The 5,495-nt window shown below is 54.6% G+C and carries 3 rRNA genes; all 3 read right to left on the bottom strand.

Going from position 1 to position 5,495, the window contains the following annotated elements:
* A 5S ribosomal RNA gene (gene rrf, locus ABTU82_RS16640) occupies positions 1 to 87 on the bottom strand; the annotation flags it as partial.
* A 104-nt stretch (positions 88 to 191) separates the two neighbouring features.
* Positions 192 to 3,297, bottom strand: a 23S ribosomal RNA gene (locus ABTU82_RS16635).
* A gap of 419 nt (positions 3,298 to 3,716) precedes the next feature.
* Positions 3,717 to 5,238, bottom strand: a 16S ribosomal RNA gene (locus ABTU82_RS16630).
* Positions 5,239 to 5,495: the final 257 nt, after the last annotated feature.

The following is a 5,495-nucleotide window of genomic DNA, read 5'->3' as shown; positions in this document are numbered from 1 at the left end:
CCCCCCTGCAGTACCATCGGCGCTGTGAGGCTTAGCTTCCGGGTTCGGAATGTAACCGGGCGTTTCCCTCACGCTATGGCCGCCGAAACACTATCGATGTTTCAGTCAACACGAACGCAAATCATTGTTGTGTTATGTTCCCGACCGTACATCGGGAACCACTCAGTGGACGCAAGCACCAAAAACGGTGTGTTATCAAGTCATCGGCTTATTAGTACCGGTCAGCTTCACGCGTTACCGCGCTTCCACATCCGGCCTATCAACCCAGTAGTCTGGCTGGGAGCCTCTCGCCCGAAGGCATGGAAGTCTCATCTTGAGGCCGGCTTCCCGCTTAGATGCTTTCAGCGGTTATCCATCCCGAACGTAGCTAATCAGCGGTGCTCCTGGCGGAACAACTGACACACCAGAGGTTCGTCCAACCCGGTCCTCTCGTACTAGGGTCAGATCCTCTCAAACTTCCTACGCGCGCAGCGGATAGGGACCGAACTGTCTCACGACGTTCTAAACCCAGCTCGCGTACCGCTTTAATGGGCGAACAGCCCAACCCTTGGGACCTACTCCAGCCCCAGGATGCGACGAGCCGACATCGAGGTGCCAAACCATGCCGTCGATATGGACTCTTGGGCAAGATCAGCCTGTTATCCCCGAGGTACCTTTTATCCGTTGAGCGACAGCGCTTCCACAAGCCACTGCCGGATCACTAGTCCCGACTTTCGTCCCTGCTCGACCTGTCAGTCTCACAGTCAAGCTCCCTTGTGCACTTACACTCGCCACCTGATTGCCAACCAGGTTGAGGGAACCTTTGGGCGCCTCCGTTACTTTTTGGGAGGCAACCGCCCCAGTTAAACTACCCACCAGGCACTGTCCCTGAACCGGATTACGGTTCGAAGTTAGATATCCAGAGTGACCAGAGTGGTATTTCAACAATGACTCCACACGAACTGGCGTCCATGCTTCAAAGTCTCCCACCTATCCTACACAAGCCACACCGAACACCAATACCAAGCTGTAGTAAAGGTCACGGGGTCTTTCCGTCCTGCTGCGCGTAACGAGCATCTTTACTCGTAATGCAATTTCGCCGAGTTCGCGGTTGAGACAGTTGGGAAGTCGTTACGCCATTCGTGCAGGTCGGAACTTACCCGACAAGGAATTTCGCTACCTTAGGATGGTTATAGTTACCACCGCCGTTTACTGGGGCTTAAATTCTCAGCTTCGCCTTGCGGCTAACCGGTCCTCTTAACCTTCCAGCACCGGGCAGGCGTCAGTCCGTATACATCGTCTTGCGACTTGGCACGGACCTGTGTTTTTAGTAAACAGTCGCTACCCACTAGTCTCTGCGGCCTCCAAACGCTTTCGGAGCAAGTCCTAATACGCCGAAGGCCCCCCTTCTCCCGAAGTTACGGGGGCATTTTGCCGAGTTCCTTAACCACGATTCTCTCGATCTCCTTGGTATTCTCTACCTGACCACCTGAGTCGGTTTGGGGTACGGGCAGCTAGAACCTCGCGTCGATGCTTTTCTTGGCAGCATAGGATCACCCACTTTTTATCCGCATCGTGTCTCAGCCTTAATGAGTGACGGATTTGCCTATCACTCGGCCTACGCACTTACACCCGGACTACCATCGCCGGGCTGGGCTACCTTCCTGCGTCACACCTGTTAATACGCTAACCGCACCAGCATGGGGTCGAGCGTTCGCCAAGACGGCTTCACCCCGAAGGGATCCATCCATTCCTGGTTAGGACTCTTAGCACCACTGGATTAGCTTGGGCGGTTCTTCGCCGGTACGGGAATATCAACCCGTTGTCCATCGACTACGCCTGTCGGCCTCGCCTTAGGTCCCGACTTACCCAGGGAAGATTAGCTTGACCCTGGAACCCTTGGTCTTTCGGAGGACATGTTTCTCACATGTCTTTCGCTACTCATGCCTGCATTCTCACTCGTGTAGCCTCCACGGCTGGTTCACACCGCCGCTTCGCTGGCCACACGACGCTCTCCTACCCATCAACACGGCTGGACCACGAAGGCCTACCAAAAATGTCAATGCCACAACTTCGGTGGCGTGCTTGAGCCCCGTTACATTGTCGGCGCGGAATCACTTGACCAGTGAGCTATTACGCACTCTTTCAAGGGTGGCTGCTTCTAAGCCAACCTCCTGGTTGTCAAAGCAACTCCACATCCTTTCCCACTTAGCACGCGCTTAGGGACCTTAGTTGGTGGTCTGGGTTGTTTCCCTCTCGACTATGAAGCTTATCCCCCACAGTCTCACTGCTGCGCTCTCACTTACCGGCATTCGGAGTTTGGCTGACGTCAGTAAGCTTTTGGGCCCCATCGGCCATCCAGTAGCTCTACCTCCGGTAAGAAACACGCAACGCTGCACCTAAATGCATTTCGGAGAGAACCAGCTATCACGAAGTTTGATTGGCCTTTCACCCCTATCCACAGCTCATCCCCTCAGTTTTCAACCTAAGTGGGTTCGGTCCTCCACGACGTCTTACCGTCGCTTCAACCTGGCCATGGATAGATCACTTCGCTTCGGGTCTAGGACACGCGACTGAATCGCCCTATTCAGACTCGCTTTCGCTACGGCTACCCCACTCGGGTTAACCTCGCCACGTATCGCTAACTCGCAGGCTCATTCTTCAAAAGGCACGCTGTCACCCCTACTAAGGAGGCTCCAACGGTTTGTAAGCAAACGGTTTCAGGTACTATTTCACTCCCCTCCCGGGGTACTTTTCACCTTTCCCTCACGGTACTTGTCCGCTATCGGTCATCTGGGAGTATTTAGGCTTATCAGGTGGTCCTGACAGATTCACACGGGATTTCTCGGGCCCCGTGCTACTTGGGATACTCTTCGCGTCAAGAGAGGCATTTCGACTACGGGGTTGGCACCCTCTATGACCGGCCTTTCAAGACCGTTCGTCTATACCTTCTTGTAACGCCGACAGATCGGCAGACCTGTCAGAAAAGTCCCACAACCCCGAACACGCAACTCCTGCCGGATATCACACGTACTCGGTTTAGCCTGTTCCGGTTTCGCTCGCCACTACTAACGGAATCGCGGTTGCTTTCTCTTCCTGTGGGTACTGAGATGTTTCACTTCCCCACGTTCCCTCTACCCGCCCTATATATTCAGGCGGGAGTCACTGGGTCGGCACGCCGCCCAGCGGGGTTTCCCCATTCGGACACCCTCGGATCACAGTGTGCTTATCCACTCCCCGAGGCTTATCGCAGATTGCTACGTCCTTCTTCGGCTCCAGATGCCAAGGCATCCACCGTTTGCTCTTAAAGACTTGAAATCACATGAGTTTTATCAAGAATCGAACCCCACCCGAAGGTGAGGCTGAAATTGACTAATGATCTTTAAGATCATCTATAAGAACTGACCGAAGTCAGCTCAAAGATGCTCGCGTCCACTGTGTAGTTCTCAAAGTACGGGCGGTACCCTCCCCCGCTCCCACCAACCGGTGACAACAAGAAAAGGCCCAGAGGAGTCAGCCCACCCACCCCCGAAAGGGCAAGCGTTCCGGTCCCTCAGGACCCAACAGCGTGCATGTACCAACCATCCCCACAAACCCCGTTCCAGTCGCAAGCGACGTACTAAGAACCAGCAGTTCCGATCAGCACCTTGTCCAATGTTCCACCCATGAGCTCCCTGCAGAGACGAACGCTCTGATCAGGGGCCTGGACACCCCGAAGAGTGCCAGATGCTCCTTAGAAAGGAGGTGATCCAGCCGCACCTTCCGGTACGGCTACCTTGTTACGACTTAGTCCTAATTACCGATCCCACCTTCGACGGCTCCCTCCACAAGGGTTGGGCCACCGGCTTCAGGTGTTACCGACTTTCATGACTTGACGGGCGGTGTGTACAAGACCCGGGAACGTATTCACCGCAGCGTTGCTGATCTGCGATTACTAGCGACTCCGACTTCATGAGGTCGAGTTGCAGACCTCAATCCGAACTGGGACCGGCTTTTTGGGATTCGCTCCACCTTACGGTATTGCAGCCCTTTGTACCGGCCATTGTAGCATGCGTGAAGCCCAAGACATAAGGGGCATGATGATTTGACGTCATCCCCACCTTCCTCCGAGTTGACCCCGGCAGTATCCCATGAGTTCCCACCATTACGTGCTGGCAACATAGAACGAGGGTTGCGCTCGTTGCGGGACTTAACCCAACATCTCACGACACGAGCTGACGACAACCATGCACCACCTGTTTACGAGTGTCCAAAGAGTTGACTATTTCTAGCCCGTTCTCGTATATGTCAAGCCTTGGTAAGGTTCTTCGCGTTGCATCGAATTAATCCGCATGCTCCGCCGCTTGTGCGGGTCCCCGTCAATTCCTTTGAGTTTTAGCCTTGCGGCCGTACTCCCCAGGCGGGGAACTTAATGCGTTAGCTGCGTCACGGAATCCGTGGAATGGACCCCACAACTAGTTCCCAACGTTTACGGGGTGGACTACCAGGGTATCTAAGCCTGTTTGCTCCCCACCCTTTCGCTCCTCAGCGTCAGTTACGGCCCAGAGATCTGCCTTCGCCATCGGTGTTCCTCCTGATATCTGCGCATTCCACCGCTACACCAGGAATTCCAATCTCCCCTACCGCACTCTAGTCTGCCCGTACCCACTGCAGGCTGGAGGTTGAGCCTCCAGTTTTCACAGCAGACGCGACAAACCGCCTACGAGCTCTTTACGCCCAATAATTCCGGATAACGCTTGCGCCCTACGTATTACCGCGGCTGCTGGCACGTAGTTAGCCGGCGCTTTTTCTGCAGGTACCGTCACTTTCGCTTCTTCCCTGCTAAAAGAGGTTTACAACCCGAAGGCCGTCGTCCCTCACGCGGCGTTGCTGCATCAGGCTTTCGCCCATTGTGCAATATTCCCCACTGCTGCCTCCCGTAGGAGTCTGGGCCGTGTCTCAGTCCCAGTGTGGCCGGTCACCCTCTCAGGCCGGCTACCCGTCGACGCCTTGGTGAGCCATTACCTCACCAACAAGCTGATAGGCCGCGAGCTCATCCCTGACCGAAATTCTTTCCAAACGTCGACCATGCGGTCACGTCTCGTATCCGGTATTAGCAGCTGTTTCCAACTGTTATCCCAGAGTCAGGGGCAGATTGCTCACGTGTTACTCACCCGTTCGCCACTGATCCAAAGAGCAAGCTCTCCTTCACCGTTCGACTTGCATGTGTTAAGCACGCCGCCAGCGTTCATCCTGAGCCAGGATCAAACTCTCCGTAAAAGAATTTTGCTGAACAAGACCGGAATAGGTCGAGCCCAACGAGCTTGATCTGACGATCGGATGTCATTACTGACAAATCCGTTTAATCTCAAAGAAATCTCATCAACCAGCCGAAACTGGTTGCGAGGTTTTTTGGCATTATGACAAGTGCACGCTGTTGAGTTCTCAAGGATCGGACGCACCTGCAACTCAGCCTCATCAGCCTCGCCCGCAGGGCAACTTCACTACCTTATCCCACCCACACCGACTGTCAAATC

Origin of the sequence: Microbacterium deferens (assembly GCF_045517775.1) — a bacterium.
Classification (GTDB): domain Bacteria; phylum Actinomycetota; class Actinomycetes; order Actinomycetales; family Microbacteriaceae; genus Microbacterium.
This window is presented reverse-complemented; position numbering and strand designations above follow the sequence as displayed.